This window comes from Serratia sp. CY47280, assembly GCF_052168655.1.
Taxonomy (GTDB): domain Bacteria; phylum Pseudomonadota; class Gammaproteobacteria; order Enterobacterales; family Enterobacteriaceae; genus Serratia; species Serratia bockelmannii.
On the sequence record NZ_JBJNMG010000002.1, the window covers coordinates 68,880 to 93,002 of the forward strand.

27 protein-coding genes are annotated in these 24,123 nt (G+C 60.9%); 19 read left to right on the plus strand and 8 right to left on the minus strand.

Annotated features, from left to right (window positions below; all coding sequences use genetic code 11):
• The first annotated feature begins 2 nt into the window (after positions 1-2).
• A complete protein-coding gene (locus ACJ8J4_RS09675) occupies positions 3-386 on the plus strand; it encodes a VOC family protein (protein WP_025301702.1) in 384 nt (127 codons plus the stop codon).
• Here ACJ8J4_RS09675 and ACJ8J4_RS09680 read toward each other — a convergent pair whose 3' ends face one another.
• The gene (locus ACJ8J4_RS09680) at positions 387-1,295 is read right to left on the minus strand and encodes a LysR family transcriptional regulator (protein WP_025301703.1); all 909 of its coding nucleotides are present in this window, start codon (positions 1,293-1,295) and stop codon (positions 387-389) included.
• A 125-nt stretch (positions 1,296-1,420) separates the two neighbouring features.
• On the opposite strand from ACJ8J4_RS09680, the gene ACJ8J4_RS09685 reads away from it, so the two are divergent.
• The 5 genes from ACJ8J4_RS09685 (at position 1,421) to ACJ8J4_RS09705 (ending at position 4,395) form a co-directional block, all read left to right on the plus strand.
• Entirely contained in the window at positions 1,421-2,302 is an 882-nt protein-coding gene (locus ACJ8J4_RS09685) for a pirin family protein (protein ID WP_016928920.1), read from the plus strand.
• 116 nt (positions 2,303-2,418) lie between these two features.
• Complete coding sequence (gene ycaC, locus ACJ8J4_RS09690) at positions 2,419-3,045, plus strand: isochorismate family cysteine hydrolase YcaC (protein ID WP_025301704.1); 627 nt, start codon at positions 2,419-2,421, stop codon at positions 3,043-3,045.
• A gap of 154 nt (positions 3,046-3,199) precedes the next feature.
• Entirely contained in the window at positions 3,200-3,529 is a 330-nt protein-coding gene (locus ACJ8J4_RS09695; protein ID WP_025301705.1) for a hypothetical protein, read from the plus strand.
• Positions 3,530-3,604: 75 nt separating this feature from the next.
• A complete protein-coding gene (locus tag ACJ8J4_RS09700) occupies positions 3,605-4,057 on the plus strand; it encodes a thiol-disulfide oxidoreductase DCC family protein (RefSeq protein ID WP_197836471.1) in 453 nt (150 codons plus the stop codon).
• Between the two features lie 86 nt (positions 4,058-4,143).
• Positions 4,144-4,395 carry a hypothetical protein gene (locus ACJ8J4_RS09705; protein ID WP_025301707.1) on the plus strand — a complete coding sequence of 84 codons (252 nt, stop codon included), beginning with the start codon at positions 4,144-4,146 and terminating at the stop codon, positions 4,393-4,395.
• Here the strand turns inward: ACJ8J4_RS09705 and ACJ8J4_RS09710 are convergent.
• From ACJ8J4_RS09710 to ACJ8J4_RS09720, 3 genes are all read right to left on the minus strand, one after another.
• Positions 4,386-4,934: a GNAT family N-acetyltransferase gene (locus ACJ8J4_RS09710; protein ID WP_197836472.1), complete on the minus strand. Its 549-nt coding sequence runs from the start codon at positions 4,932-4,934 to the stop codon at positions 4,386-4,388. The genes ACJ8J4_RS09705 and ACJ8J4_RS09710 overlap by 10 nt on opposite strands.
• A 94-nt stretch (positions 4,935-5,028) precedes the next feature.
• Positions 5,029-5,760, minus strand: a complete 732-nt coding sequence (locus ACJ8J4_RS09715; RefSeq protein ID WP_025301709.1) for a DUF2076 domain-containing protein — start codon at positions 5,758-5,760, stop codon at positions 5,029-5,031.
• A 107-nt stretch (positions 5,761-5,867) separates the two neighbouring features.
• Positions 5,868-6,671, minus strand: a complete 804-nt coding sequence (locus tag ACJ8J4_RS09720) for a helix-turn-helix transcriptional regulator (protein ID WP_025301710.1) — start codon at positions 6,669-6,671, stop codon at positions 5,868-5,870.
• A 118-nt stretch (positions 6,672-6,789) separates the two neighbouring features.
• On the opposite strand from ACJ8J4_RS09720, the gene ACJ8J4_RS09725 reads away from it, so the two are divergent.
• Positions 6,790-7,560: a class I SAM-dependent methyltransferase gene (locus ACJ8J4_RS09725; RefSeq protein WP_193402555.1), complete on the plus strand. Its 771-nt coding sequence runs from the start codon at positions 6,790-6,792 to the stop codon at positions 7,558-7,560.
• Positions 7,561-7,617: 57 nt separating this feature from the next.
• Here ACJ8J4_RS09725 and aqpZ read toward each other — a convergent pair whose 3' ends face one another.
• On the minus strand, positions 7,618-8,313 hold the full coding sequence (aqpZ, locus tag ACJ8J4_RS09730) for an aquaporin Z (RefSeq protein ID WP_025301712.1): 696 nt from the start codon (positions 8,311-8,313) through the stop codon (positions 7,618-7,620).
• 426 nt (positions 8,314-8,739) lie between these two features.
• On the opposite strand from aqpZ, the gene ACJ8J4_RS09735 reads away from it, so the two are divergent.
• Entirely contained in the window at positions 8,740-10,101 is a 1,362-nt protein-coding gene (locus tag ACJ8J4_RS09735) for an esterase-like activity of phytase family protein (RefSeq protein ID WP_043135586.1), read from the plus strand.
• A gap of 200 nt (positions 10,102-10,301) precedes the next feature.
• On the opposite strand, the gene ACJ8J4_RS09740 is transcribed toward ACJ8J4_RS09735, so the two are convergent.
• A complete protein-coding gene (locus tag ACJ8J4_RS09740; RefSeq protein ID WP_442516068.1) occupies positions 10,302-11,477 on the minus strand; it encodes a low temperature requirement protein A in 1,176 nt (391 codons plus the stop codon).
• Between the two features lie 309 nt (positions 11,478-11,786).
• Between ACJ8J4_RS09740 and ACJ8J4_RS09745 the strand changes: the two genes are divergently transcribed.
• A complete protein-coding gene (locus ACJ8J4_RS09745) occupies positions 11,787-12,071 on the plus strand; it encodes a YdgH/BhsA/McbA-like domain containing protein (protein ID WP_004940519.1) in 285 nt (94 codons plus the stop codon).
• 240 nt (positions 12,072-12,311) lie between these two features.
• Complete coding sequence (locus ACJ8J4_RS09750) at positions 12,312-12,869, plus strand: class I SAM-dependent methyltransferase (protein ID WP_025301715.1); 558 nt, start codon at positions 12,312-12,314, stop codon at positions 12,867-12,869.
• Here the strand turns inward: ACJ8J4_RS09750 and ACJ8J4_RS09755 are convergent, their stop codons facing one another.
• Positions 12,870-13,331 (minus strand): GNAT family N-acetyltransferase, encoded by a 462-nt coding sequence (locus ACJ8J4_RS09755; protein WP_043135591.1) that lies wholly within the window; start codon positions 13,329-13,331, stop codon positions 12,870-12,872.
• A 217-nt stretch (positions 13,332-13,548) separates the two neighbouring features.
• Between ACJ8J4_RS09755 and ACJ8J4_RS09760 the strand changes: the two genes are divergently transcribed.
• The 4 genes from ACJ8J4_RS09760 (at position 13,549) to aroL (ending at position 17,986) form a co-directional block, all read left to right on the plus strand.
• A complete protein-coding gene (locus ACJ8J4_RS09760; RefSeq protein WP_197836473.1) occupies positions 13,549-14,664 on the plus strand; it encodes an ABC transporter substrate-binding protein in 1,116 nt (371 codons plus the stop codon).
• Positions 14,657-16,780, plus strand: coding sequence for a TonB-dependent siderophore receptor (locus ACJ8J4_RS09765; protein WP_264383806.1), 2,124 nt, complete (start codon positions 14,657-14,659; stop codon positions 16,778-16,780). The genes ACJ8J4_RS09760 and ACJ8J4_RS09765 overlap by 8 nt, the downstream gene beginning before the upstream one ends.
• A 53-nt stretch (positions 16,781-16,833) precedes the next feature.
• Positions 16,834-17,352 carry a GNAT family N-acetyltransferase gene (locus ACJ8J4_RS09770; protein WP_442516069.1) on the plus strand — a complete coding sequence of 173 codons (519 nt, stop codon included), beginning with the start codon at positions 16,834-16,836 and terminating at the stop codon, positions 17,350-17,352.
• Positions 17,353-17,461: 109 nt separating this feature from the next.
• Complete coding sequence (gene aroL, locus ACJ8J4_RS09775; RefSeq protein WP_264383808.1) at positions 17,462-17,986, plus strand: shikimate kinase AroL; 525 nt, start codon at positions 17,462-17,464, stop codon at positions 17,984-17,986.
• A gap of 36 nt (positions 17,987-18,022) precedes the next feature.
• Here the strand turns inward: aroL and ACJ8J4_RS09780 are convergent, their stop codons facing one another.
• Positions 18,023-18,766, minus strand: a complete 744-nt coding sequence (locus tag ACJ8J4_RS09780) for a helix-turn-helix domain-containing protein (protein ID WP_264383809.1) — start codon at positions 18,764-18,766, stop codon at positions 18,023-18,025.
• A gap of 96 nt (positions 18,767-18,862) precedes the next feature.
• Here ACJ8J4_RS09780 and ACJ8J4_RS09785 point away from each other — a divergent pair, with 96 nt between their 5' ends.
• The 5 genes from ACJ8J4_RS09785 to ACJ8J4_RS09805 all read left to right on the plus strand — a co-directional run bounded on the left by ACJ8J4_RS09785 (position 18,863) and on the right by ACJ8J4_RS09805 (position 24,048).
• The gene (locus ACJ8J4_RS09785; protein WP_264383810.1) at positions 18,863-19,267 is read left to right on the plus strand and encodes a nuclear transport factor 2 family protein; all 405 of its coding nucleotides are present in this window, start codon (positions 18,863-18,865) and stop codon (positions 19,265-19,267) included.
• Between the two features lie 47 nt (positions 19,268-19,314).
• On the plus strand, positions 19,315-19,515 hold the full coding sequence (locus ACJ8J4_RS09790) for a YaiA family protein (protein ID WP_004940491.1): 201 nt from the start codon (positions 19,315-19,317) through the stop codon (positions 19,513-19,515).
• A gap of 146 nt (positions 19,516-19,661) precedes the next feature.
• Positions 19,662-20,162, plus strand: a complete 501-nt coding sequence (locus ACJ8J4_RS09795) for an RNA polymerase sigma factor (RefSeq protein ID WP_025301723.1) — start codon at positions 19,662-19,664, stop codon at positions 20,160-20,162.
• Between the two features lie 76 nt (positions 20,163-20,238).
• Entirely contained in the window at positions 20,239-21,192 is a 954-nt protein-coding gene (locus ACJ8J4_RS09800; RefSeq protein ID WP_025301724.1) for a FecR family protein, read from the plus strand.
• 156 nt (positions 21,193-21,348) lie between these two features.
• Complete coding sequence (locus tag ACJ8J4_RS09805) at positions 21,349-24,048, plus strand: TonB-dependent receptor (protein ID WP_264383811.1); 2,700 nt, start codon at positions 21,349-21,351, stop codon at positions 24,046-24,048.
• The last annotated feature ends 75 nt before the right edge of the window (positions 24,049-24,123 follow it).

Below are 24,123 nucleotides of genomic sequence, written 5' to 3' on the forward strand. Positions count from 1 at the left end.
TGATGAAAATAGCCCATGTTGCCCTGTGGACCCATGACATCGACGCGCAGCTGGCGTTCTGGCAGCGCTATTTCAACGGTGAAGCGGGGGAGGAATATGTCAGCCGCAACCGGCCGGGGTTCGTTTCCCGCTTCGTCAGCCTGGCGGCCGGGCCGTCGCTGGAGATCATGTGCGTGCCGACGTTGCTGCCGGCGCAGGCGCAGGAGGAGCGGGTCGGTTGGGCGCACATCGCGCTGTCGCTGGGGGATGAGCGGCAGGTCGATCGGTTGGCGCAGCGCGCACAGCAGGAGGGCATTTTGCTGTCCGCGCCGCGCTGGACCGGCGACGGCTTCTACGAGGCCGTCATTCGCGATCCGGATGGCAACGCGATCGAAATCACCGCCTGATCACTCTTCTTCAATGCTGGCGAACTGCTCCCCCAGATAGTCGAGCAGCAGCCGCACTGCCGGCAGCAGGCCGCGGCGCGACGGGTAGACTGCGTGCACCACGCCGCCCTGTGGCTGCCAGCCCGGCAACAGTTGCACCAGCTCGCCGCGCAGCATGTCGTCGCGCATCATCATCGCCGGTAGCTGAACGATGCCGGCGCCGGCGATGGCGGCGGTACGCAGCATCAGCATGTCGTCGGTGACCAGCCGCGGCGTGTGTTCCCACTCCACCCGTTCACCCTGCGGGCCGGTCAGCCGCCATTGGTGCTGAGCGCGCGCCGGGCCGAGATCGAGCGTCGGGTATTTACGCAGGTCTTCCGGCGTTTGCGCCGGCCCGAGGGTGCGCACCAGCGCCGGGCTGGCGGCGACGCACCAGGTGCGCTGCGCCAGGATCTTCAGCACCAGATCGCTGTCCTCCAGCGGCGGCGGCCGTACGCGGATCGCCAGATCCAACCCTTCCCCCACCACGTCCACCCGGCGGTTGGTGGCCTCCAGATGCACCGTCACCTTGGGATAATCGGCCATAAAGGTCGCCACCATGCTGCCGACGCGAGTGTGCAGGATCGCCACCGGGCAGGACATGCGCACCGTGCCGCAGGGCTCGGCGCGGGTCTGCTCGATCGCCTGCTGCGCCGCTTCCGCTTCCACCAGCATCGCCTTGCAGTGCGCGTAATAGGTTTGGCCGAGCTCGGTCACCGAGAAGCGCCGCGTCGAGCGCTGGATCAGGCGCACGCCCAACCGCTCTTCCAGCAGCGCCACGCGGCGGCTGAGCTTGGATTTGGGAATGCCCAGCGCCCGGCCGGCGGGGGCGAATCCCTGGTGATCGACCACGCTGGCGAAGAAAAACAGGTCGTTCAGATCGGTCAGCATCGCATCCCTTATCGTTCTATCAGTAGAACGCTGAGTGTACATCTTGCCTACTACTGCAGCAAACCCCGGCGGATTAAACTTCTGACATCAACTTAAGGCCGTGAGGTCTGAAACGGGAGTTCAAGATGAAAAAAATCCTCGGTATTCACAACAGCCCGGAAGCACATTGGGTCGGTAACGGTTTCCTGGTGAATTCGCTGTTCTCTTATAACGATTTGGGGGCGGAAATGAGCCCGTTCCTGCTGCTGGATCACGCAGCGCCAACCAAATTCCGCTCCGCCTCCGGCACTCGTGGCGTGGGTCAGCACCCGCATCGCGGGTTTGAAACGGTGACCATCGTCTATCAGGGCGAAGTGGAACACCGCGACTCGACCGGCAGCGGTGGGGTGATTGGCCCCGGCGACGTCCAGTGGATGACCGCCGCCTCCGGCATTCTGCACGAAGAGTTCCATTCTCGGGACTTCTCGCGCAAGGGCGGCACCATGGAAATGGTGCAGCTGTGGGTTAACCTGCCGGCCAAGGACAAAATGGCCGAGCCGGGTTACCAGACGCTGCTGAACGCCGATATTCCGGTGGTTCCGCTGGCGGACGGCGCCGGGCAGGTGCGGGTGATTGCCGGTGACTTTGGCGGCCACGCCGGCCCGGCACGCACTTTCAGCCCGCTCAACGTGTGGGACATGAAGCTGAATGCCGGCCATACCACCACGCTGACGGTGAAAGAAGGCCATACGCTGGCGCTGGTGATGTTGCACGGTGCGATCCTGGTCAACGGCGAAGACGTGGTGCGCGAAACCCAAATGGTGCGTTTCGACCGGGCGGGGGATTCGATCACCATCGAAGCCAACAACGACGTCGCACTGCTGGTGCTGAGCGGCGAACCGATCGATGAGCCTATCGTCGGCTACGGCCCGTTCGTCATGAACAGCGACGCGGAAATCCAGCAGGCGTTCCGCGATTTCAACAGCGGTAAGTTCGGCAGCATGAACGCCGAAGCGAGCGCCGGTTGAACTTTGGCGCCTGGGGCGGGCCGTGTTCCCCGGCTCAGGCGCTACACTTAAACCTCAACGCCCCGCCGCCAGGCGGGGCGTTTCATCCGCAACATCAACCCCACAGGAGTAAAACCATGACTGCAAACTACAAGCGCCTCGACAAAGACCAGGCCGCCGTATTGCTGGTGGATCATCAGGCAGGGCTGCTTTCGCTGGTGCGTGATATCGATCCCGATCGGTTTAAAAACAACGTGCTGGCGCTGGGTGATTTAGCGAAATACTTCAACCTGCCGACCATTCTTACCACCAGTTTCGAAAACGGCCCCAACGGCCCGCTGGTGCCGGAACTGAAAGCCCAATTCCCCGATGCTCCCTTCATTCCTCGCCCTGGCCAGATCAACGCCTGGGACAACGACGACTTCGTCAAGGCGGTAAAAGCCACCGGCCGCAAGCAACTGATCATCGCCGGCGTAGTAACCGAAGTGTGCGTGGCATTCCCGGCGCTGTCGGCGCTCAATGAAGGTTTCGAGGTCTTTGTGGTGACCGACGCCTCCGGCACCTTCAATGAGTTGACGCGTCAGTCGGCCTGGAGCCGCATGGAGGCCGCCGGCGCGCAGTTGATGACCTGGTTCGGCGTCGCCTGCGAGCTGCACCGCGACTGGCGCAATGACATCGAAGGGCTGGGCGCGCTGTTCTCCAACCATATCCCGGACTACCGCAATCTGATGACCAGCTACAACACGCTGACGAACGGCAAGTAACGCGACGGCCCTTTACCCAACCTTTCGCCTTTCATCACGTTAGACGCGGGATGTAAGCAAAGCGCAGCGGGGCGAAAAGGTAGCGAAAAGCGGCTTTCTCATGGGCCGGGGGCGGGGTAGCGTAATCCCGAACCCGGCAAATGAGGCTAATTCAATGAAACAAGCAATCAAGATCCTGGCGCTGCCCTGCATGGGCATGGCGCTGTTATTCAGCGCGAGCGCGATGTCTGCCCCCGAGGCGCCTGCGGCTAAAGCGTTGCCGCCTGTGGCGGATGAACCGATGCGCATGCCGCCTTTCCCGGGCGGGCACCCGCCCAAGCCGGGGTTCTGCCACGGCGGCGAGCTGTTCTGCGCCACCTCGGCCAGCGACAATCCGGTGGAAACCATCAACAAACTGACGGCGGTGATCCCGGCGGGCAGCGCCAAACATTACGAAGTTCGCGTCGCGGTGGTGGCGGTGCCTGACGCACCGCCCGCGCCTTAACACGCCCTGTCATCCCGCTCTGGCCTGGGCGCGCTAGGCGCGTTAGGCTAAGGCGAGCGTTTTTCGGGAGGCGGGATGACCCCTTTATCACATCTGCCTTATCTCCAGCCCGGCGATCGCGCGCTGTTGTTCGACGGCGAATGTAATCTGTGTCACGGGCTGGTGAGATACCTTATTCGCGCCGATCGGCAGCGGCGCATTCTATTGGCGACGGTGCAATCCGTCGAAGGGCAGGCGATCCTGCAGGCGCTGGGATTGCCGACCGATCGTTTCGATTCCGTGGTCTATATTGAGCAGGGGCGCTGTTGGCTGCGTTCGGCGGCGTTGTTTCAGGCGCTGCGCCAATTGGGATGGCCGTACCGCGCGCTGGCGCTGGCGCGTTACCTGCCGCCGCGACTGGCGGACAAGGTCTATGATGCGGTCGCCGGCAATCGCTACCGGCTGTTTGGCCGCAACGACGGCACCGGCCTGCCGGGCACCGATCAGCCCGGGCGTTATCTGCCCCGGCGGCAGGAACCGCCGGCCTGAGCTTTACGCTTCTTTACCATCCAACCGCTTGAAATATCAACACTCCAGCTCCATATAATGGAACGTTCAGCCAACAAGGAGCGCGTATGGGAATCAGTGAAGAAGAGCACATCCGCCGTTTGACCCAGGAGAAGAACGACATGGGCAATACGGCGAAATGGGTGGCGATCGTTTCCGCCGTGTACTTTGCCTTGATGGTGTTTTACGGCCACCCGACCGGCGTGTTGGCGATGTCGGGCGCGGTGTTCATCGTGTCTACCACCACCTGGTTGAAAAAGCGTCAGAAGGTCAAATCTTACCGCATGGCGTTGGCCAAAATCAGCGACGATCAACCCTGATAGTCGCCGCGCTTTAGCGTATACACCAGGCTCGGCGCTGCGCCGGGCACGTCATCCAGCGTATCTACCCGCCGTAAACCGACCTTTTCCAATACTCGCCACGAGGCCTGATTCTCCGCACGTACAATGGCGGAAATCTCCTCCAGCGCCAATCCGACAAAACCGTATTGCAGCGAAGCCCGCGCCATCTCGGTGGCCAATCCCATGCCCCAGACGCGAGTATCGAAGCGATAGCCGAGGTTCACGGTGCGGTGCGCCCCGAGCGCTTTCCGGGACAATCCGCCAAAGCCGATAATCCAATCCGGCCGTTCGCGCAGAGCGATCGCCCAGGAACCGTAACCGTGTTGTTGCCACCCGGCAATCCTCTCGTGCAGCGCCGATGCGGCCTGCGCTTCGCTGGTGAGTGGGCCGGCGGGATTGAAACGCTGCGTTTGCGGATCGCCAAAGATGGCGTAGAAACGTGCGAGGTCCGCCATTACCGGTGGGCGCATCTGCAGGCGTTCGCTGAAGAAAGGGGTGGCAGGATTAAAGCTTGTCATCGTTTCTCTCCGCTGGATAAATGAACAGTGTTCACTGTAGACCAGATTGGCGAAACGGGAAATCCCCCTCTGCGGGTGAGAGGGGGAGAGGGCATTACAGGAAGGAGTCGTCGTCGTCGCTGTAATCGTCGTCGGCGTAGTCCGTGTCGTCCTGATAGTTGGCGTTCTGGAAGCCGTTGTCCTGGTTCAGGAAGCTGCCACCGTCGCCGTTGTTGAAGGTATCAAGGTTGTTGGAGGCGTCGAAATTGCGCATCGCGCTGTCGTCCAGCGGCGCCGGGGTTTCTTCGATAATATTCACGATTTCCTGCGGCTGCGAATGGCGGAACATGCCGGTCAGCATGTCGGCCAATACCACGCCGCCGGCGACGCCCGCCGCCGTTTGCAAGGCGCCGCCCAGGAAGCCGCCGGCACGTGAAGGCGCCGCCTGCTGCGGTTGGGCATAGGCCGGTTGCTGAGGCTGTTGCTGCGCGTTGTTCCAGGCCGCCGTATTTTGCTGCTGCGCCTGATACTGTTCGCGCGGGCTTGGCGTGCGGCTGCCGCCGCCAAACAGACCGGCCAGGAAACCGCCGCTGCTTTGCTGGCCGTGGGCAGTTTGCTGCAGCTGCGCGACCTGGGCTTCCAGATCTTTGACCCGCTGGTCCATCTGCTTGAGCGCTGCTTCCTGAATGATCATCGCCTGCGCCATGTAATAAGGGGCGGAAGGCTGCTCGCGAATATGCTGGTTGATTTGCTGCTCTGCCTGGAGATCCCGTGGGCCCGTCTTGGTCTCGGCTTCTTTCAGGCGGCCAAACAGACCATCGATAAGGCGTTGTTCTTCGGATTGCATAGGCGTACCTCGGGAGATAAATAACGTTGCTGGATGATGACTATCATCGGTAACAATCACCCTAGCGCGTTTACATGAACCAATAAATAAATGGTGGGTAAACCTGCCTATGAATTTGTTACCAATTGCGGCAGCGGGATCAGCATCACCAGCTTCAGACCGGCGTGCTCCGCCGGATGGAAGGTGAGTTGGCGATAGCGCAGTGCGCCTTGCTGAGGATGTTCGAACGCTCTTTCGCCGCCTTCGCGCGCCATCACGTCATGCTGCTTCCACCAGTGATTAAAGTCCGCGCTGTTGTGCGTCATGTTGCGCACGAAGGCGCGCATCTCTTCGGTATTTTGATGATGGCTGGTCTCGGCGCGAAACTCGGCCACCACGCGGCGAGCGCGTTCCTCCCAATCGCTGACCAGCGTTTTCGCCAACGGGTGGAAGAACATGAAGTGCAGCAGGTTGGGGCTGTTGGCCACATCCAGCCAGCCGCGGAACAGCGCCGCCGCCTGCGGGTTCCAGGCGACGACGTTCCAGGTCACGTCCAGTAGATAGCAGGGCACCGTCATCTGATGCACGCTCTGCAGCACCGCGTCGTTGGCGGTTTCGCGGTGCGCTTCCTGCTCGGGATCGGCGATGCGCGCCAGGGTAAACAGGTAGTGGCGTTCGGCCGGGCCGAGCCGCAGCGCTTTGGCGATGCGTGCCAGCGTATAGGGGGAAATAGACACCTCGCGGCCCTGTTCGATCCAGGTATACCAGGTGGCGCTGATGCCGCTGATTTGCGCCAGTTCTTCGCGGCGCAGGCCGCTGGTGCGGCGGCGCGAAGAGCTAGGCAGGCCGATCATTTCCGGCGTGATGCGTTCGCGGTGCGCGCGCAGAAATGCGCCGAGGGCTTTTGGCCCGGATAAGGCTTCTGATGACATAGCGTGGTACCTATTTATACCAGGATAACTGCTCATATTGTACCCGTATAGTAGCCTGATTATAGTAGCCGAAAAGCCTTCAGGCACAGGCGCAAGCCGGATAATAACAGGAGCAAACATGAGCAACAGCAACAGCCACAAAAACGCGGTAGACCGGCAGTTCGGCGAGCAGGCCAACGCCTACTTAACCAGCGCGGTACATGCGCAGGGCAAGGATTTGCAACGCCTCGCGCAGTTACTGGCGCCGCATGCCGACGCGCGTCTGCTCGATTTGGGCTGCGGCGCCGGGCATGCCAGCTTCACCGCGGCGGCCAGGGTGGCGCAGGTGGTGGCCTACGATCTGTCGGCGCAAATGCTGGCGGTGGTGAAGCTGGCGGCGGCGGAAAAAGGCCTGGGTAACATTCAGCTGCAGCAAGGCGTGGCGGAGTCTTTGCCGTTTGAGGACGCCAGCTTCGATCTGGTCATCAGCCGCTATTCGGCGCACCACTGGCACGATGTCGGCCAGGCGCTGCGTGAGGTCAGGCGGGTGCTCAAACCGGGCGGCAGAGCGATCTTTATGGACGTGGTCTCGCCGGGGCATCCGCTGCTGGATATCTACCTGCAAACCGTGGAAGTGCTGCGTGATACCTCGCATGTGCGCAACTATGCGCCAGGCGAGTGGCTGGCGTTATTGACCGAAGCCGGGCTGGTGGTGCGTGAGGTGACGTCGGATCGATTGATGCTGGAGTTCGACAGCTGGGTGGCGCGCATGCGCACCCCGGCGCATTTCGTCACCGCGATCCGCGCGCTGCAGCAAAGCGTGTCGCAAGAGGTGGCGGAGCATTTCGCGATTCAGCTGGATGGCTCCTTTACCAGCGATATCATGATGTTTGAAGTGACGAAGGGCTGAAAGCAACGGGGCAGCCGATGAAGGCTGCCCCGTGAAACGCGATCGACTGCGATACGCTTATTTTTTGTCTTCCAGCAGGCAGCGGTAGATCAGGCCGCCGATAATGCCGCCGACCAGCGGCACCAGCCAGAACACCCACAGCTGCTGCAGCGCCCAGGTGCCCTGGAAGATCGCTACGCCGGTGCTGCGCGCCGGGTTGACGGAGGTGTTGGTCACCGGGATGCTGATCAGGTGGATCAGCGTCAGCGTCAGGCCGATCGCCAGCGGGGCAAAGCCTGCCGGCGCGCGCTTGTCGGTTACGCCATGAATAACGATCAGGAAGAAGGCCGTCAGCACCAGCTCAATCACGATGGCTGATTGCAGAGAATAACCGCCCGGTGAGTGTTCGCCGTAACCGTTGGAGGCGAAACCGCCCGCGGTGGCGTCGAAACCGGCTTTGCCGCTGGCGATCAGATACAGCACCGCCGCTGCGGCGATACCGCCGATCACCTGTGCGATCACGTAAGGGATCACGTCTTTCGCCGCGAAACGGCCGCCGGCGAATAAGCCGACGGTGATCGCCGGGTTAAAGTGCCCGCCGGAAATATGGCCGACGGCATAGGCCATCGTCACCACGGTCAGACCGAAAGCGAGCGCGACGCCGAGGAAACCAATACCCAGTTGTGGGAATGCCGCTGCTAATACTGCGCTACCACAACCACCAAACACCAACCAAAATGTGCCAAAAAATTCAGCAAAAAGTCGCTTTGACATAGATTCCATCCTGCGGAATTGACTAACGGGCGTTAGCACTAAAAACTATAGAACAGCTTTTTCAGTTCATGCAGATATTCTATAGAATTTTCTTAATGCACCTTGAATAACGGCGGTATTAAATCCCTGGTATTTTATTTTGTCTATGAGAAAAACACCGTTTTTCGCCGTGTTGACGCGCGTTTGCCGATTTTTTTATCTTTGTTATCAGAATTTACCCTAAGCAAAATGACGGGTTATTTCCGGGCGGTTTTTTCCAGCGGTTTTCTCCATTCAATACGCTCAGGTTAATTGCTAATTTCTATTTGCCAGCCAACCTTATTGCCTGATGTGCATTTGACGAATTGCCTATTGTCATCTAAGTGTCATGCTAAATTAATATCGTCTTCTGCCTGACAACGCTTCATTTAACCTCGGGTAACAAATATGAAAATAAAATCGCTCTCCCTGCTGTTGGCTTCACTGTTTCCTGTATTGGCCCACGCTGCCGACATTGAGGTGGCGCGTTATGTGGTCGGCTTCCCCGGTGGGGAACGCGTCGCCTATCAGGGGGCGTTCGCCAAGCATTTCCCGCAGGGGTTGCCGGTGGGGATCGGCTCCGGGTTGATGTTCAACAAGAAGCAGGGCGACGATTTGGTGCTGACGACGCTGACCGATCGCGGCCCGAATGCCGATGCCCCGGCGGTAGGCAAGCAAGAGGCCAAGATTTTCGCCAATCCGCAATTCACGCCTCTGTTGATGGACATTCGTATCGGCGGCGGCAAGGCCGTGGCCGAGAATGCGCGGCCCTTGCATGACGAAAAAGGGCCGATTAGCGGGCTGCCGCTGCCGAGTGAGCTGATTGGTTCCACGAACGAAGTGGCGTTGAACGACGCGCTGCAACCGCTGTCCGGCGATCGCCGCGGGTTGGATACCGAAGGCATCATCGGTGACGGTAACGGCGGTTATTGGCTGTGCGATGAGTACGGCCCGTTTCTGATCCATGTCGACGGCAAAGGTAAAATCCTCGCCAAATATGGCCCAACGCCGCAGGCCGGCGAGCAGGCGGTGGCGAGCGGGTTACCGAACATCCTGAAGTGGCGCCAGCCTAACCGCGGTTTTGAGGGGCTGACCCGGATGCCGGATGGGCGCATTCTGGCGGCGGTGCAGAGCACGCTGGATGTCGACGGCAAAAGCAAAAACAAGGCGCAGTTTACCCGGCTGGTGAGCTTCGATCCGCGCAGTGGCAAAACCGCGATGTACGGCTATCCCATCGATATCGACAGCTATAAAAAAGCCAAAGACGCCAAAATTGGCGATGTCGTGGCGTTGGACAACCAGCGCATCCTGTTGATTGAACAGGGAACCGGTAAAGAAAAGACGATGATCAACAAGATCTATCTGGTGGATCTCGCGCAGGCCAGCGATCTGAGCGCGTTTGACGGCCAGGGTAAAGCGCTGGAGTTCGATGATGCGAAAGATCTGGCTAAACGCGGCGTGAAGCTGGCGCAGAAACGGGAAGTGGCGGATCTGCGTCAGTTGGGTTGGCGCCAGGAGAAAGCGGAAGGGTTGGCGCTGATCGACGATCGCACGCTGGCGGTGATCAATGACAACGATTTCGGCTTGCAGGCCAAGCTGGTGGATGCGTCGCCAAAGAGTAAGAAAATCGGTGACTATCAGCTGGAGAAAGGAGGGCGGCTGAGCCTCGAAGGCGACAAAACCGACGCCCGCATCGAATTGCGCCCTCTGGAGCAGCCGGAATCGCTGAGTGAGCTTTGGGTGCTCACCTTGCCGCAACCCTTGAAGTGACCGAGATAGGGGGGCGATAGCGCCCCCGTCAGACCGTTGACAAAGGAGGAAAAAACGTGGTTTTTCCTCCTTTGTGGCCATCAGCCGAAAATCAATAAATTGATTTTCCTTGTTTTTTATCCGCTGCTCTTTGCAAACCCGGCAATGGCATGAGGTTTGTCATCAATCTCACAGCGGGGGCGATAGCGCCCCCGTTTGTGTCAGGCTTCCGCATGCTGCTGCGGCGCTCTGCCGCGCGAGATGCTCTCCCACACCGCCACCATCACCATGATCAGCGTCGTCAGGCCATTGACCATCAGCAGATCGGTTAAATAGGCGATAGGGGCCAATACCGCCAGCGCCAGCAGCCCAACCAGGTGCGACAGCGGAAAACGGTGATACACCAGCCGTTTGTACAGCGCGTTGGCGAACAGATAAATCGCCGGGCCGAGCAGCAGCACCGCCGCCGTGGCGTGTTGGATACGGCCGTCGGGATGGGCGATCACCAGCTCGTTGGCCACGGCGCAGACGATGATCGCCCCCACCAGCGCGACGTGCACATAATGGAAATAAGCGCCCAGTTGGCCGGGGTTTTCCGCCTGGCTGATGGCGTGGCTGCCGGCTTTGCTGCTGGTGTCGAAGTAAACCCACCACATCGCCAGGCTGCCGAGAAAGGCCACCAGCGAGGCGATGAGCACCGGCAGACTCCAGCTTTCCATCTCGCTCAGGGTGGCGCCGGTGATCAGAATGGTTTCTCCCAGCGCTACGATCACGAATAGCTGGCAACGTTCTGCCAGATGGTGGCCTTCGATGGTCCATTCGCTGCTGCTGTCCGAGCGCCCCAGGACCGGTAAACGGAAGCCGAACATCGGCGAGACGTATTCGCACAAGACGGCGATCGCCCACAGCGCCAGGCGGGCATTGCCTTCTGCCAGCCCACCGACGATCCAGAAGACGGCGGAGATGCACAGCCAACCGAGAATGCGGCGAAAGTTTTGTTTTAACGGATGATCGGGCGCCAGCAGGCGTAGCACCGTGACGGAGCGGCCAACCTGAATGGCGACGTAGAACAGCGCGAAGATCAGACCGCGTTCGCCAGACGCCTGTGGCAGCGCGGCGGCGGCGAACAGCCCTAGCAGCATGATCGCGAACAGCAGCAGGCGGATCTGACGGGTATCGGGATTGAACCAGTTGGTGACCCAGGCGGTGTATTGCCAGGCCAGCCAGACGGCGAACCACAGCAGCAGGGTTTCCAGCGCGCCGGTCAGCGTCAGGTGATGCAACAGATAGTGGGAAAGTTGGGTCACGGCGAAAACGTAGATCAGATCGAACAGCAGTTCGGAGAATGAGACCGACGCGCCCTGACCGTCACGCACGCGCAGCAGGTTTTGCGACATAAGCGTTCTTCCTTAAAAGGGTAAGCCACAAAATCAGCGTAGCTCAGCGCGCCTCGGCGGGTAAAAAATCTTAAATAGCGGCGGCGTGCGTTCTTTCTTTCGCCCTGTCTTTAATTGTTCATCAAATAGGGGTAAGGTGAACTCAATAAAGTCATTCCTGCCTGAAAATACACACTCGCACTCATATCCTCCTTATTCTCCTCACAATGATTGATGTTCTTTACGTTGCATGACGTCCGTTTTCATTGGCTAGCGGATAATTAACATCACTGACAACGAGCTAATAAACAAGAACACCTGGAGTCAATCATGAAACTTATCCCAAGCATCGCAGCCGTATTGATCGCCGCCGCTTCCTTCTCCACTTTCGCCGCGCCGCTGTCGTCGGTGAAACAGGTCAACAGCGAGCAGGCCGCCAATCTGCAAAGCATCGGCGTCGTGTCGGTTTCCGGCATTAGCGGCTCACCGCATGACGCCATCACCGCCCTGAAAGAAAAAGCCGCGGCGGACGGCGCCAGCCATTACCGCATTATCGGCCTGGACACCCCCGGGGACTCCAGTAACTGGCGCGGCAATGCGGAAATTTATCGCTAAGCGTTGATTGTTACTCTCTGGCCACGGCAACGTGGCCAATAAAATAAACGGTCGTAATAATTATCTGAACGGTCGGCGCATAAACGGCTTATTTTCAGGTCATTATTACGACCGTTTTTCTTTGTGCCGTCGTGGCTGAGGTCGCATTTTATTACAACTGTGTCTGCCGCTTTCGGAATCATGTTAATGATTACTTAAGAAATTCGGCTCACATTGGGGGCTTAACCCAAGGAGGCCTCAATGTTAAATGCGACCCGGCTGCAACTGATGAATCACTTCGCTTACCTGCAGCAATTTATGGCTTCACCGCGCACCGTCGGTACGCTGGCGCCTTCTTCCCCGTGGCTGTGCCAGGCGATGCTGAACCAGATTGAATGGACCCGTGCGCTGTCGATCGCGGAGCTGGGCGCGGCGGACGGCGTACTGACCAAACGCATCCTGGGGCGGATGCGCGCCGATGCGGCGCTGGAGGCTTTCGAAATTCAACCGCATTTCGTGCATCGGCTGCGGGGGATAGACGATCGGCGGCTGCAGGTGATGCCCCATTCGGCGACCCAAATGGCCACGGATTACGACGTGGTGTTTTCCTGCCTGCCGCTGCTGTCGATCCCGGTCAGGATCAGCGTGCGCATTCTTCAGCAGGCCCGGCAGCGGCTGCTGGCGCGCAACGGCACGCTGGTGTTGTTTCAATACAGCCACCTGTCGGAAAAATTGCTGTCCCGCTATTTTCACTGGAAGCGCCTGCGGGTGGTGCGCAACTTCCCGCCGGCGCTGGTGTATGTTTGTACGCCGCGTTAGCTACAGCGTTTTCGCCATTACTACCACTTCTTCGTCATGCTGCCGCCGGCGTTCCACGGGATGCCAACCCCAGCCGGCGTACAGCGCTTCCGATTTGTCGGTGATGAGATGCAAAACCGAGTGATGGCGTTGCCGCGCCGCCTCGACGATGGCCATCTCAAGACGGTGGGCGATGCCCTTGCGGCGGTGATCGGGATGCACGAAGACGCCGGCCAGCCATGGGGTGAGATCCTGGCGCTGATGATCGTCGCTGGGCCACAGGCTGGCCATGCCCACCGGACGATCGCCGTCGATCATCATCAGCGTCAGGTGATCGTCGCTTGGCCGGCTGCAGTGGGCGAAGCGCAACTGGGTGCGCTCCAGCGAACCGCCGCGCTGTGAGCCCCATTGGCCGAAGGCCCAGGCGGCGCACACATCGGCAAACTGCGGGCACTCCGACAGCGGAATAATGTGTTGAGTCATGGAGGTCTCCCGGTTTTTTGCTGTTTCCCCGTTCTATTTAACCGATTTCCCCGCCATTTTTTTAACTTTTTAAAGCCGTTATTTTAGCGGTTTCGCCATGTTTGCCGCGCGCCCGGCGCCGTTTCCCGGATTTCTTTTGGCAATCGCGGCGTGGGATTGCAAGTGTTAATGAGAGTGATTATCATGCGCGCATTATTTCTCCCGTTTCGGCTCAATCATGCGCAATTCCCTCATTTTACTGCTGCTTTCCCTGTGGTTCGGCGTGTTCTCCGCCCAGGCGAAGACGGTGACCGATATCACCGGCCGTCAGGTTGTGGTGCCGGACAATCCGCAGCGCATCGTGGTGGGGGAGAGCCGCATGCTGTATACGCTGGCGCTGCTGGAGCCGGGCAACCCGGCGCAGCGCATCGTCGGCTGGCCGGCGGATCTGGCGCGTTTCGATGCGCAAAGCTGGCAACGCTATACGCAGAAGTTCCCGCAGCTCGCCGCGATCCCCATTATCAGCGGCAATAATTTCCGCCAGGTCAACATCGAAAGCCTGCTGCAGCTGAAGCCGGATCTGGTGATCCTGGCGCGCTACGCGCGTGAAGACGGTGACAACGATCTGCTGGTTTCCGCGCTGAACAAGGCCGGTGTGGCGGTGATCTACGTCGATCTGCGTATCGATTTGCTGAACAACACCGTGCCGAGCGTGCGGCTGCTGGGCGAAGTGCTCAATCGCCAGCAGCGCGCCGAGCAGTTCATCGCGTTTTATCAGCAGCATATGGCGGTGGTTCAGCAACGGCTGGCGGGCTATCAGGGGGCGAAGCCCAAAGTGATGCTGCACCTGCATCTGGGGCGGCGCGATACCTGTTGCACCACCGCCGCACACGGCAACCTTGGCGATCTGCTGACCTTCGCCGGCGGCGACAACATCGCCAACACCAGCGTCAAAGGGGTGTATGGCGAACTGAACCCGGAAACCATTCTGAGCGCCAATCCCGACGTATACCTCGCCACCGGCATGGCCGGCCCGCAAGGCAAACGGCTGTCCGATCTGCGCCTCGGGCCGCAGGTCGGCCCACTGGAGGCCGCCGACAGCTTCCGCCGGCTGATCGCCAAACAGCCGATGCTGACCAACCTGCAGGCGGTGAAAAACCACCGCGCCTGGAGCGTCTGGCACAACTTTTACCTCAGCCCGTACCACGTGGTGTTGGTCGAGGTATTCGCCAAAGCGTTTTATCCGGATCTGTTCGCCGACATCAACCCGCAGCAGACCTTCCAACAGCTGTATCAGCAGTTTTTGCCGTTACCTTTTTCAGGGACCTATTGGAGTCAGTTAGATAATGAATAACAACAAGCGCGGCTTGTGGTGCGCATTGCCTTTGGCGGCCTGCGCAACATTGCCGACGTGGGCGGCGGAAAAAGTCGCGTCGAAAGAAGAAAGCCTGACGGTGATTGGCCGCAAAGACGCCGACGGTGTGCAGAGCTATCAGCCGTTGACCAGCGTCACCGGCACCCGCAGCGAAACCAACCTGCTGAATGTGCCGCAGGCGATCGACGTGGTGCCGCAGCAGGTGATTACCGATCAGGCGGTCAGCAGCCTGGACGAAGCGCTGTACAACGTCAGCGGCATTACCCAGGCCAACACGCTGGGCGGCACTCAGGACGCGGTCATGAAACGCGGCTTTGGCGATAACCGCGACGGCTCTATTCTGCGCGATGGCGTGCGCTCGGTGCAGGCACGCAACTTTACGCCGACCACCGAGCGGGTGGAGGTGCTCAAGGGGCCGGCCTCGATGCTGTATGGCATGGGCGAGCCGGGCGGGATGATCAATATGATCACCAAAAAGCCCCAGCTGCAGCAACATACCCACGTGGAAGGCTGGGGCAGCAGCTTCAACGGCGGCGGCGGCCAGCTCGACGTGACCGGGCCGCTCGGCACGTCGGGATTCGCCTATCGCATGATCGTCGATCACGATGAAACCGACTACTGGCGCAACTTCGGCCGCAACCGCCAGACGGTGATCGCGCCCTCGCTGATGTGGTACGGCGAGAACACCACCGTGCGCTTGGCCTACGAGCATATGGAATATCTGGTGCCGTTCGATCGCGGCACCATTATCGATTCGCGCACCGGCAAACCGGTGAATACGCCGCGCGATCGCCGTTTCGACGAAGCCTATAATGCTACCCGCGGCGATCAGGACAGCATTACCCTGCAGATCGATCAAACGCTCAACGAGCGCTGGAAAAGCTCGCTGACCTACGCCTACAGCCGCAACAGCTACAGTGACAACCAGGCGCGCGCCACGGCGCTGAACCCGGTGACCGGCGTGTTGAGCCGCCAGGCCGACTCGACCGCCAACGCCGTCAGCCACGCCAACGCGGTGCAGCTGACGCTCAATGGCGACGTGGACTGGGGCAGCATCAACCACCAGATGCTGTTCGGCTTCGATTTTGAAGATAACCGTACCTACCGCGGCGACATGATCCGCGGTAAAAAGAACAGCGATTTCAATATCTATCATCCGGTATACGGCCTGATGCCGCCGTCGACCGCGGTCAGAGCCAAAGACAGCGACCAGCGGGAAAACCTCACCAGCTACGGTTGGTTTATGCAGGATTCTATCCAATTGACTGATAAATGGCTGGTGATGGGCGGGCTGCGTTACGACGCTTTCGACGTCTATGCCGGCAAGGGGCGGCCGTTCCAGACCAATACCGACAGCTCGGACGGCAAGCTGGTGCCGCGCGCCGGGGTGGTCTACAAGCTGACGCCTTACGTGTCGCTGTACAGCAGCTATACCGAGTCGTTCAAGCCGAATTCTTCCATCGCCACCCAGATTGATTCGCTGCCGCCGGAGCAGGGCAAGTCGTGGGAAGTCGGCGGCAAGCTGGCGCTGCCGAACGGTGTTACCGGCACGTTGGCGCTGTTCGACATCACCAAGCGCAACGTGATGGTCAGTGAGCTGGTGGCGGGCGAAACCGTGACGCGCACCGCCGGGCGCGTGCGTTCGCAGGGCGTGGAGCTGGACGTGGCCGGTAATCTCACCGACTCGCTGAGCCTGATCGGTTCCTATGCGTATACCGACGCACGGGTGGTGGACGATCCGGACAACAAGGGCAAAGAGATGACCAACGTGGCGCGCCACACCGCCTCGCTGTTCCTGACCCAGAACCTCGGCAGCCTGGGCCTGTACAGCGGCGATGAGGTGCGTATCGGCGCCGGCGCGCGCTACGTGGGCCGCCGCCCGGGTGACGCCGCCAACAGCTTCTACCTGGATAACTACACCGTTGCCGATGCGTTCGCCGCTTACACCATGCCGATCAACGGCTATCGGGTGAAATGGCAGCTGAACGTGAAGAACCTGTTCGATAAAACCTACTATCCGTCCAGCGGTGGCAATCTGCGCGTGGCGGTAGGAGAGCCGCGTGAGGTGGTGCTGCGCGGCAGTATCGATTTCTGAGCCACGGGCGGTGGAATTTGTTTAAATAACCGCCCCAACGTTAAGGAGAACTCATGAGCCTGCAGATCCGTTTGGCGCAGCGGCGAGATATCGCGCATCTGATGGCGGTTGAACGTTCGGCGGCGCAGCTGTTTCGCCAGCAGCCGGAATGGCGCTTTATCGCCGAAGGCGAGGTGATGGCCCCGAAACAGCACGCCGCGTTTATCGCCGAGCGCCGTGAATGGCTGGCGGAAAGCGACAACGGTGAGTGCGCCGGTTTTATCGCCGTGTTGGCTCAGGGGGAAGACTGGCATGTCGCCGAATTATCGGTCGCCGCTGCCTGGCAACGGCAGGGCGTCGGCCGCCGCCTGATCGGCGCGGTGGCGGAAGAAGCCAAACGGCAGGGCGCCACTCGCCTGACGCTCACCACCTTCATTGATGTGCCGTGGAATGCGCCCTACTACCGGCGGCTGGGATTCCGGCCGCTCGACGACGCGCGGCTCACGGTCGCCCTGCGGCGGCACCTGGATGAGGATCTGGCGCACGGCTTTGCCGTCGGCAGTCGCTGTGCCATGGAATTTACACTATCGTAAATATTGAAATACAGAGCGGGCAGGGTATGATGCAGCCACCACGCCATCGCACCCGCTCGGTATTTTGGTATGCAATGCACTCAAGTCACCGCATAAGGGACAACCCGTAATGACACAAACCCTGTTCATGATAGGCGCTCGCGGAGCCGGCAAGACCACGGTAGGCAGCGCATTGGCGCTGGCGTTGGGCTATCAGTTTGTCGATACCGATCTGTTTATGCAGCAAGCGGCGCAGATGAGCGTGGCGGAAATGGTCGAGCGCGAGGGCTGGCTGGGGTTTCGTCGCCGAGAGACCATCGCGTTGCAAGCTGTGACCAAGCCGTCAACTGTAGTTGCCACCGGCGGCGGCGCGATCCTGGCGGAAGAGAACCGTCAGTTTATGCGCCAGCATGGCACCGTTATCTATCTGCGCGCGCCGGCCAGCGTGTTGGCGCAGCGGTTGGAAGAGTACCCGGAAGATGCGCAGCGCCCGACGCTCACCGGCAGGCCGATCGCCGAAGAGATGCTCGAGGTGCTGGCGGCGCGTGAAGCGCTGTATCAGGACGCCGCGCATTACGTGATGGACGGCGCCGCCGATCCGCAGCGGGTGGTGGAGCAAATCCTCGCGCTGCTGCCGCGTGAGACGGTGAAATAACCCTTTCTTCTCTTCGGGCGCTGGGCGCCCGTTTTCCTATTCCGTTTGCCGAGCGGCCGCAAAGTACGCCCCGGGCGTGACGCCGAAGCGGCGGCGAAAGGCGGCGATGTAGGCGCTGACGTTGTCGTAGCCGCAGGCGTCGGCCACCTCGGCGACCGCTGCGCCGCGTGATAATCCCTCCAGTGAACGCAATACCCGCGCCTGCTGGCGCCACAGCGCGAAGCTGATGCCGGTTTCCCGCACAAAGCGGCGGCTCAGGGTGCGCGGGCTGAGCCCGGCCCAGTCGGCCCAGTCGCGCTGGCTGCGCAGGCTGGCGGGATCGTTCAGCAGCGCACGGGCGATGTTCAGCAACCGGGCGTCCTGCGGCAGCGGCAATTGCAGCGGCGCGCGGCTTGCCGCGTGCATTTCGTCCAGCAGCACCTGCAGCAGCCGCCGTTGCGGCGCACTCAGCGAGCCGGCGGGGAACTGCGCGATGCGCTCCACCAGGGCCTGCAACAGCGCAGAGGCCGTGAACAGCTGCGGCTGCGGCGGCATCTCCGGCACGCTTTCCACCGGCAGATACAGACTCCAGCCCGCCACGTCGCCGCAGGCCAGCGCCTGATGGGCGCATCCCGGCGGCAGCCAGCCCAGCGTACCGCCGGCGATCGCCCATTGCCGGCCCGGGAGTTCCATTGCCAGCATGCCGCGCGTCAAGAGATAGATCTGGCCGCCGTCGTGCCGGTGCCAGGGCGTCAGGTGCTTTTTTTCATGCTGAAGGCGTTGGCTGCGGATCTGCGTCATGTTGGCCGTTTAACGTTATTGAAAGTCTTGATGTGGTTATTATGCCATCGCCTGGCCGGGATAGGATCGCCGTTCACCCTATTTCGGAGAAACGTGATGACTCAAGTTACCCCACTGAACCTGGTGCTCGATACGCTGCAGCAGGTCGTCGCCAGCCCGGAGCATCGGCCGACGCAGCTCGCTGCCCGTTTCAGCGCAGACTACCGCCAGCAGGTGGATGGCAAGGTGCTGAACTTCGAGCAGTTTGAGCAACATATGGCGCTGCTGAAACGGCAAACCCGCCGCATGACGCTGAGCGTGATCGCGGCGGCGGAGCAGGGCGAGGCAGTGCTGACCCACCATCTGGTCGAGGTGGAAAAGCGCGACGGTACCCGCAGCCGCGTGCGGGTGCTGGCGCACTTCACCGTGCGTGAAGGCCGCATTTGCGCCTGCGACGAACTGACCGAGCTGTTGGCGGGCGCCCCCGGCGATCGCGATCTTGGCTCGCGCGTGCTGGAATGAGGGCGGCTGCTATACTTGCTACTGTGTGAAACACACGGGAGAACGGCATGCGCGAAAATGATCAACCTGCTTATCCACGGAGCGCCCGCGTCGTTGAGGTGTTTCGGGGCGACCCGAACCTGCATCTGCGCCGTTTTGAAGTGCGCACCGACGACATTGAGCCGAATACGCTGCTCAGTGAACATGAAACCGAGCAGGAAGCGCTCGACGCCAAGCACCGCTATGAAGACGAGGCGCTAGAGCTCTGACCTGCTGCACAGCGGAAACCGGCGCCAGGCCGGTTTCCTGTTTATCCCCCCGCGTTAGCATATATTTCCCAGAACAATATTGATAATGATAATCATTTATGTGATTTTTATCGCCCCTATTGGGTGTTTCACTTCTGGGAAAAGAGATGTCCAATTCCGAGTTGCAGGCGCTGTTTCTGCGCCATATGCGGCCGCTGCAAGCCTATTTGAACGCCAAACTGCGCGACCCTCAGCTGGCCGCGGATTTGGCGCAGGAAAGTTTTACCCGCCTTACCGAGCAATATCCGCAGGGTAACATTCTCGATATCGAAGCCTACCTGTACAAAACCGCCAAAAACCTGATGCTCGACCATCTGCGGCAGCAGCAGCGGCGGCAGACCGAAGCGGTCGAAGACGACATTCTGGCGCAGTATCCCTCCGGTGAACCGGCGCTTGAACAACGGGCGATCGATAGCCAATTGCTGCAGCTGTTGCAGCAGGCGCTAGCGGACATGCCGCCGCGCACGCAGCAAATTTTCCGCCTTAACCGGCTCGATGGCCTGACCCAGGCGCAGGTGGCGGCGCAGCTGGGCGTGTCGCTCAGTACGGTGGAAAAACACCTGGCCAGCGCGCTCGAGCGGCTGATGGCGCGGATGGAAGAACAATAATGGCAATTTTTTTACGGGTTTATCCGCGCTCAGACGTCTTAACCTATAACCAGAAAAAACAGAGGTCTATGCCATTATGAAACCGCTAACCGCACAGGCGCGACAGCAGGCGGCCGCCTGGGCCGTGAGTCTGGCCGAAGGGGCGCTGCCGGCCGATCGGCGGCGAGCGTTGGACGCCTGGCTGGCCGCCGATCCGCAGCATCCGGCGGCGCTGCGTCAGGCTCGCCTGCTGTGGACGACGCTTGGGCAACTGCCGCCTGAGCAGCGGCAGGCGTTACAACCGCAGGTGGCGGCGCTGAAAACGCCCTCTCGCCATCGATGGCCCCGCTGGGCGGTGGCAGCGGCGGTGGCGCTCGCCGTTTCGTTCGGCGTTTATCGCGGGCCGGATCTGTGGATCGGCCTGCAGGCCGATTATCAAACCGTTCGCGGTGAGGTGCGCGAAGTTGCTTTGCCGGATGGCAGCCGGGTGGCGCTGGACAGCGGCAGCGCGATCGCGCTGGCGTATTCCGCAGATGAGCGCAAGGTGCGGCTGCTGAGCGGCGCCGCCTATTTTATCGTCGCGCCGTTGGGCGGGGCGGAAAGCCGTCCGTTCAGGGTGGAAGCGAAAAACGGCGTCACCCAGGCGCTGGGCACCGAGTTCAGCGTGGCGCGCACTGAACAGGGCGTCGACGTCAGCGTGCATCAGCACAGCGTGCGGGTGACGCTTGAGCGCGGCGAGCGCTCGCTGGTGGTCGCGCAACGCCAGGCGGCGCATTACCGCAACGGGCAGCTGCAGCTGACGCGGCAAACGGCCGGTGATGACGCTTGGCGACGCGGCTGGCTGGTGATCGACCGCCAACCGCTGACGCAGGCGCTCGCGCAGCTCAACCGCTATCGCGGGACCCGCATCGTGGCGGTCAATCCCGCGCTAAGAACACGCACGGTGAGCGGTGTGTTCGCGCTCAATAAACTCGACGACGGCGTCGGCGCCATTCGTCAGGAACTCTCCGCCCGCCAGCTGAATCTCCCCGGCATCACGCTGCTTTACTGAGCGGCCAAGGCGGGCCGGGATGCCCGCTTCGCCGTTATTTTCACTTTCTGTAAAAAATCTTTACGGTTTTTTGCCTCCCGGAACGTCCTTATGTTTAAACGAGATTGATTTCCATTATCACTTAGTTTGGCATTCTTTCGGGTGGAACACACACGCATGCTTATTCACAAGGGAACCACGCCGGCCGGCCGATTGGCCACGGCGGTACGCGCCGCGCTGGCGGCGATGATGTTGACTCAGCCGGCGGTGGCGCTTGCCGTCCAGGCTGAGGCGAACGGCGCGCAGGCCGCACAGCAAAAGAATTTCAACATTGCGGCGCAGCCGCTGCAGAGCGCCATGTTGCGCTTCGCCGAGCAGGCCGGCATGCAGGTGTTTTTTGACGAGGTGAAACTCGACGGCATGCAGGCGGCGGCGCTGAACGGCAGCATGAGCGTTGAACAGGGCCTGCGGCGCTTGATCGGCGGCAATCCGGTGGCTTTCCGCCTGCAGCCGCAGGGGCAAATCGTATTGAGTCGGCTGCCGACGGCGAACGGCGACGGTGGCGCGCTGGCGTTGGACAGCCTGACGGTGCTGGGTGCCAGCGGCATCAACGCCAACGATTGGGTTTACGACGAACCGCGCTCGGTCAGCGTCATCAGCCGCGAACAGATGGACAACCGCCCGGCGCGACACGCGGCCGATATTCTGGAGCAGACTACGGGAGCCTATTCCAGCGTCAGCCAGCAAGATCCGGCGCTGTCGGTCAACATCCGCGGCATACAAGACTATGGCCGGGTGAACATGAACATCGACGGCATGCGGCAGAATTTTCAAAAGAGCGGCCATGGCCAGCGTAATGGCACCATGTACATCGATTCCGAACTGCTGTCCGGCGTGACCATCGACAAGGGCACCACCGGCGGCATGGGCAGCGCCGGCACGCTCGGCGGCATCGCCACCTTCAATACCGTCAGCGCGAGCGATTTCCTGGCGCCGGGCAAAGAGCTGGGCGGCAAGCTGCACGCCAGCACCGGCGATAACGGCACCCACTTCATCGGCAGCGGCATACTGGCATTGGGCAACGAAACCGGCGATATCCTGCTGGCCGCCAGCGAACGCCACCTCGGCGACTATTGGCCCGGCAACAAGGGCGATATCGGTAACATTCGTATCAATAATGACACCGGCAATTACGATCGCTACGCCGAGAGCATCAAGAACAATAAAATCCCCGACACAAATTACCGCATGCACTCGCGGCTGGCCAAGGTGGGCTGGAATCTGCCCGCCAATCAGCGCCTGCAGCTGAGCTATCTGCAGACCCAGACCGCGTCGCCGATCGCCGGCACGCTGACCAACCTGGGCACCCGGCCGCCCTATGAGCTGGGCTGGAAGCGCACCGGTTACAGCGACGTGATGGCGCGCAACGCGGCGTTTGATTACAGCCTGGCGCCGGAAGGCGTCGACTGGCTCGATTTTCAGGCCAAGCTGTATTACGTCGATACTCAGGACGACAGCGACACCTACAGCACCAGCTCGCTGCTGGACAACGGCTACGCGACGCGTACCCGGCTGCGTACCTATGGCGCGCAGGCGCAAAACACCTCGCGCTTCAGCCTGGCGCCGGGGCATGACTTCCGCGCCAACTACGGGTTGGAGTTCTATTACGACAAGGCGACCAGCGACTCTTCTCGTCAGGGCATGGAAGGGGTGACGCCGGCCGGTAACCGTTCGGTCGCCAGCCTGTTCGCCAACCTGACCTACGACTACGACGGCTGGCTGACGTTGGAGGGCGGGCTGCGTTACGACCGCTATCGCCTGCGCGGCCAGACCGGCCTGAGCTATCCGGATTTGGCCAAGGATGGGCAACGCTACACGATTGACAATCCTTGCAAAGCGTTGCGTCTGACCGGCTGTTCAACCACCACCCGCGAAGATTGGGACGTGGATCGCGATCAGGGCAAGCTGTCGCCAACGCTGGCGGTGGCGGTACGCCCCGGCGTGGAGTGGCTGGAGCTGTATACCACCTACGGCAAATCCTGGCGGCCGCCGGCGATCACCGAAACGCTGACCAACGGCAGCGCGCACAGTTCATCCACGCAATACCCCAACCCGTTCCTGCAGCCCGAGCGCTCGCGCGCCTGGGAAGTCGGGTTCAACGTGCAGCAGCCGGATCTGTGGTTTGAGGGCGATCGGTTGGTGGCGAAGGTGGCCTACTTCGATACCAAAGTGGATAACTACATCAACCTGGCGATAGACCGCAATAAACCGGGGCTGGTGCAGCCGAGCATCGGCAATGCTGCTTACGTCAACAACCTGTCGAAAACCCGCTTCCGCGGGCTGGAGTACCAGCTCAACTATGACGCCGGGGTGTTCTACGCCGACCTGACCTATACCCACATGATCGGCAAAAACGAGTTCTGCTCGAACAAGGCCTGGTTGGGAGGGCGTCTGCGCTACGGCGACGGATCGCGCCGCGGCAACTTCTATGTTGAGCCGGATGCCGCTTCCAATGACTTCGTCACGTGTGACGGGGGGACGCAGTTCGGCTCCGCCGCCTACCTGCCAGGCGATCGCGGTTCGGTGACGCTGGGCGGCCGCGCCTTCGATCGCAAGCTGGACGCCGGGGTGACCGTGCGCTTTGCGCCGGGCTATCAGGACAGTTCGGTGCCGTCCAATTACCCGTACCTGGCCGACTGGCCGAAGTACACCCTGTTCGATCTGTACGCCAGCTACAAGCTGACCGACAGCCTGACGCTGCGCGGCTCGGTGGAGAACCTGACTAACCGCGCCTATGTCGTTAGCTACGGCGAGACGCTGGCCAATACCCTCGGGCGCGGCCGCACCGTGCAGGGCGGGGTGGAATACCGTTTTTAAGCAGTAAAAGGGCGTTGCTCATCCTTGAGCACAAGGGCAGCCTCGCAAGGGGTGCCGTTCATCAATGGAGATAGA

Bases quoted from the DNA above. Each gene is read 5' to 3' on its own strand.
- ACJ8J4_RS09675 (WP_025301702.1), top strand. From the start codon at position 3: ATGAAAATAGCCCATGTTGCCCTGTGGACCCATGACATCGACGCGCAG.
- ACJ8J4_RS09680 (WP_025301703.1), bottom strand. From the start codon at position 1,295: ATGCTGACCGATCTGAACGACCTGTTTTTCTTCGCCAGCGTGGTCGAT.
- ACJ8J4_RS09685 (WP_016928920.1), top strand. From the start codon at position 1,421: ATGAAAAAAATCCTCGGTATTCACAACAGCCCGGAAGCACATTGGGTC.
- ycaC (WP_025301704.1), top strand. From the start codon at position 2,419: ATGACTGCAAACTACAAGCGCCTCGACAAAGACCAGGCCGCCGTATTG.
- ACJ8J4_RS09695 (WP_025301705.1), top strand. From the start codon at position 3,200: ATGAAACAAGCAATCAAGATCCTGGCGCTGCCCTGCATGGGCATGGCG.
- ACJ8J4_RS09700 (WP_197836471.1), top strand. From the start codon at position 3,605: ATGACCCCTTTATCACATCTGCCTTATCTCCAGCCCGGCGATCGCGCG.
- ACJ8J4_RS09705 (WP_025301707.1), top strand. From the start codon at position 4,144: ATGGGAATCAGTGAAGAAGAGCACATCCGCCGTTTGACCCAGGAGAAG.
- ACJ8J4_RS09710 (WP_197836472.1), bottom strand. From the start codon at position 4,934: ATGACAAGCTTTAATCCTGCCACCCCTTTCTTCAGCGAACGCCTGCAG.
- ACJ8J4_RS09715 (WP_025301709.1), bottom strand. From the start codon at position 5,760: ATGCAATCCGAAGAACAACGCCTTATCGATGGTCTGTTTGGCCGCCTG.
- ACJ8J4_RS09720 (WP_025301710.1), bottom strand. From the start codon at position 6,671: ATGTCATCAGAAGCCTTATCCGGGCCAAAAGCCCTCGGCGCATTTCTG.
- ACJ8J4_RS09725 (WP_193402555.1), top strand. From the start codon at position 6,790: ATGAGCAACAGCAACAGCCACAAAAACGCGGTAGACCGGCAGTTCGGC.
- aqpZ (WP_025301712.1), bottom strand. From the start codon at position 8,313: ATGTCAAAGCGACTTTTTGCTGAATTTTTTGGCACATTTTGGTTGGTG.
- ACJ8J4_RS09735 (WP_043135586.1), top strand. From the start codon at position 8,740: ATGAAAATAAAATCGCTCTCCCTGCTGTTGGCTTCACTGTTTCCTGTA.
- ACJ8J4_RS09740 (WP_442516068.1), bottom strand. From the start codon at position 11,477: ATGTCGCAAAACCTGCTGCGCGTGCGTGACGGTCAGGGCGCGTCGGTC.
- ACJ8J4_RS09745 (WP_004940519.1), top strand. From the start codon at position 11,787: ATGAAACTTATCCCAAGCATCGCAGCCGTATTGATCGCCGCCGCTTCC.
- ACJ8J4_RS09750 (WP_025301715.1), top strand. From the start codon at position 12,312: ATGTTAAATGCGACCCGGCTGCAACTGATGAATCACTTCGCTTACCTG.
- ACJ8J4_RS09755 (WP_043135591.1), bottom strand. From the start codon at position 13,331: ATGACTCAACACATTATTCCGCTGTCGGAGTGCCCGCAGTTTGCCGAT.
- ACJ8J4_RS09760 (WP_197836473.1), top strand. From the start codon at position 13,549: ATGCGCAATTCCCTCATTTTACTGCTGCTTTCCCTGTGGTTCGGCGTG.
- ACJ8J4_RS09765 (WP_264383806.1), top strand. From the start codon at position 14,657: ATGAATAACAACAAGCGCGGCTTGTGGTGCGCATTGCCTTTGGCGGCC.
- ACJ8J4_RS09770 (WP_442516069.1), top strand. From the start codon at position 16,834: ATGAGCCTGCAGATCCGTTTGGCGCAGCGGCGAGATATCGCGCATCTG.
- aroL (WP_264383808.1), top strand. From the start codon at position 17,462: ATGACACAAACCCTGTTCATGATAGGCGCTCGCGGAGCCGGCAAGACC.
- ACJ8J4_RS09780 (WP_264383809.1), bottom strand. From the start codon at position 18,766: ATGACGCAGATCCGCAGCCAACGCCTTCAGCATGAAAAAAAGCACCTG.
- ACJ8J4_RS09785 (WP_264383810.1), top strand. From the start codon at position 18,863: ATGACTCAAGTTACCCCACTGAACCTGGTGCTCGATACGCTGCAGCAG.
- ACJ8J4_RS09790 (WP_004940491.1), top strand. From the start codon at position 19,315: ATGCGCGAAAATGATCAACCTGCTTATCCACGGAGCGCCCGCGTCGTT.
- ACJ8J4_RS09795 (WP_025301723.1), top strand. From the start codon at position 19,662: ATGTCCAATTCCGAGTTGCAGGCGCTGTTTCTGCGCCATATGCGGCCG.
- ACJ8J4_RS09800 (WP_025301724.1), top strand. From the start codon at position 20,239: ATGAAACCGCTAACCGCACAGGCGCGACAGCAGGCGGCCGCCTGGGCC.
- ACJ8J4_RS09805 (WP_264383811.1), top strand. From the start codon at position 21,349: ATGCTTATTCACAAGGGAACCACGCCGGCCGGCCGATTGGCCACGGCG.